Here is a 2,785-nt window from a genome sequence, read left to right on the forward strand (position 1 = left end):
CAAGAGCGCTGGCTGCTTCAAGGGTTGCAGCGATCGCAAGCCCGCTGGAATGTGCTGGCTCAGCAGGTAATGTTCTCGCAATATGACTTTGATGCGCGTCCAAACCTTCAGGCGTTTAACGTCGATCAGTGGGATGGCTACGTCGCCGCCCGCACTCGCCTGCTAGAGTTTTTGGAGCAGCGACAGCCCTCGAACCCGATCGTCCTAACCGGAGACATTCACTCTAGCTGGGTTCACGACATCAAGCGCGATTTCAACAGTCCCGATTCTCAAACGCTGGGCACGGAGTTCGTGGCAACGTCGATTACCTCAGACTTCCCGACTCAATTCATTGAGCCAGTTACGCTGGCGCTGTCGAACAATCCCCACACGAAGTTCTTTGACGGAGCATTCCGGGGCTACGTGCGCTGCACGCTCAGCCGCGATCGTTGGCAAAGCGATTATCGCGTCGTTTCAACGATTACCGAGCCAGAGGCGACGATTCGCACGCTGGCGTCGTTTGTGGTCGAAGACGGCAAACCCGGCGCTCAGCGTGCCTGAATTGCGGATTCCGAATTCCAAATTCCGAATTGCTTTAACTCCTGAAGCAGCAGATAGCTCTGGACCTAGCGATCGCTCGATCGTGGGTCCAAAGCATCTCGCAGCCCATCGCCCAGCAGATTAAACGCCAGCACTGTCAGCGTGATTAGCAGTCCAGGAAACACGGTTGTCCACGGAGCCGAAAGCGAATAGCCGCCCTTGAAGGCATCGGAGAGCATCGTTCCCAGTTCTGGCGTCGGCGGTTGAGCACCTAGCCCCAAAAAACCTAGCCCAGCCGCTTCCAGCGTTGCTGTTCCGATCGCCAGCGTCGCCTGCACGACGATCGGCGCAAGGCTGGCTGGCAGAATGTGGTGAAGCAGTACGCGACTGGGAAACGCTCCGAGCGCTCGTGCTGCTTCTACAAATCCTTGCTGCCGCAGCGATAGCACCATCGCCCGCGTCAGACGAATGAAGATGGGAATCTGCACGACGCCAACCGCGACCATGGCGCTTTGCAGCCCCGGACCTGTTACCGTGACGATCGCGATCGCCAGCAAAATTGACGGAAACGCCAGCAGAATATCGGTCAGCCAGCCGATCGCTATTTCGATCGGTCCACGAACGTATCCGGCGATCAGGCCCAGCCCCAGCCCCACGCCTAACCCCAGACTCACTGACACCAGACTCACCACTAGCGAGGTGCGAATGCCGTACCACACAAGCGTTAGCAGATCGCGCCCCAGCGCGTCGGTGCCAAACCAGTGTGCGGCTGAGGGTGCTGCTAGTCGCGCTAGATAATCGCGATCGGTCGTGGGATCGTACGGGCGCAAAACCGGAGCCAGCAGCGCGATAAGCGTGAGAACGATCGCCAGCACCAGCCCAATCCTGCCGGAGCTAGACTGCCAAAAACGACGGAGCGATCGAGGAGCCGATCGCATAAATTCACGTTGCTCCATCGTTGTCACTCATACAGCCTACGGTTGATTACTAGTTGTCACTTGAGAAGTTGCGAGGGCTTAAATAGCGTCTTTGGAGATCGATCGTATCTAGCAACTCATGCAAACTATAAATTGCTTCTGCAACTGACTCAACTATCTGTCTGAACTACACGCCTCAAAATTTCTGATGCAACTTCTAAACGCTCTGACGCTGGTAGACGATCGAACGAATTTAGAAATTTCTGTACTAAAGTCGTCATACGCTTCTAAATACGCTGGCTCTACTACTCACAATCCTCATCCATCCAGTAAACATGCATTCCAGGTTCAAAGAAGAATCCTTCAAAGCTGTATTTTTCGACAATCTTGCTGACCATTTCGTGTGGACCACAGAGAAACGTGTAAAAGCTATCCCAGTGGCCCCCATAGAGCAACCGAAAATCTTCACTGTATAGCGTCTCATTTACCTCGTCTACTGTGGGATAGTCCCGACTTAAAAGGTCGCTAATGCGGTACTTGGTTGCTCGATCGCCCCATTCATTACCAACCACGACTGCTTCGTAACCCCAATCCATAAACGAATGCAGAAAATCATCTAATAGAATGTCTGGAAAACCTCCTTCGCCTGGTTCAAGAATATTATTTGATTTCAACTGTGCTCGAAACGCTGCAACTTCTTCGAGATGCTTTCGATGAATGGCTCCGATTCCTTCTGACAGAACTCGATTGAGTCGCTGAATTGTAGGTAGGTTAGTAATCTTGAGAACCTCTGACCAAGAAACCGGACTCGCCAATTCTTTTAATTGTGTTCTCGTCGGTCCAGTATCAGATTTCATGAATAAGTTGTGGTGCTCAGGCAATACGCGCTCGAATGGATGGAGAACCGCGTAAACACTGTCAAAGTGTCCCTTAAACCACTCAATTACATCGCCGTCGTCCTGAGGAACTACAATTCGTGGATTTATCTCTTTCATGGCAGATCAAATCTCATGGCAGAGTTACATGATTGATGAGAAGGAAACGTTCGATACCCCTATTTACTTATATTGCACTCGCGGATCGAAAAAGACGTAGGAGATGTCCACCAGTAGATTCACAAGCACAAAGACGATCGCAATGACCAGTACGCCGCCCTGCACAACTGGATAATCCCGCGTCAGGATGCCTTCGTAAAGCCATGAACCGATGCCCGACCACGCGAAAATCGTCTCCGTCAAAATTGCGCCACCCAGCAGCGTCCCGAATTGCAGTCCGGCGATCGTGCTAACAGGCAACAGAGCATTCTTGAGCGCGTGCCGAAAAATCACCCAGCGTGCCGGAACGCCTTT

4 protein-coding genes are annotated in these 2,785 nt (G+C 52.5%); 1 reads left to right on the forward strand and 3 read right to left on the reverse strand.

Annotated features, from left to right (window positions below; translation table 11 throughout):
- Positions 1-540 (forward strand): alkaline phosphatase D family protein (locus tag H6F43_RS01530; RefSeq protein WP_190340260.1); only part of this gene is annotated, 540 nt, incomplete at its 5' end.
- Between the two features lie 65 nt (positions 541-605).
- Here H6F43_RS01530 and H6F43_RS01535 read toward each other — a convergent pair.
- The 3 genes from H6F43_RS01535 to H6F43_RS01545 form a co-directional block, all read right to left on the reverse strand.
- Positions 606-1,475, reverse strand: coding sequence for an ABC transporter permease (locus H6F43_RS01535; protein WP_199290097.1), 870 nt, complete (start codon positions 1,473-1,475; stop codon positions 606-608).
- Between the two features lie 266 nt (positions 1,476-1,741).
- Positions 1,742-2,431: a DUF2711 family protein gene (locus H6F43_RS01540; protein WP_190340261.1), complete on the reverse strand. Its 690-nt coding sequence runs from the start codon at positions 2,429-2,431 to the stop codon at positions 1,742-1,744.
- Between the two features lie 63 nt (positions 2,432-2,494).
- A partial coding sequence (locus H6F43_RS01545; RefSeq protein ID WP_190340262.1) for an ABC transporter permease occupies positions 2,495-2,785 on the reverse strand: 291 nt, incomplete at its 5' end.

Origin of the sequence: Leptolyngbya sp. FACHB-36, assembly GCF_014695955.1 — a bacterium.
Lineage (GTDB): Bacteria > Cyanobacteriota > Cyanobacteriia > Leptolyngbyales > Leptolyngbyaceae > FACHB-36.

Bases quoted from the DNA above. Each gene is read 5' to 3' on its own strand.
- H6F43_RS01535 (WP_199290097.1), bottom strand. From the start codon at position 1,475: ATGGAGCAACGTGAATTTATGCGATCGGCTCCTCGATCGCTCCGTCGT.
- H6F43_RS01540 (WP_190340261.1), bottom strand. From the start codon at position 2,431: ATGAAAGAGATAAATCCACGAATTGTAGTTCCTCAGGACGACGGCGAT.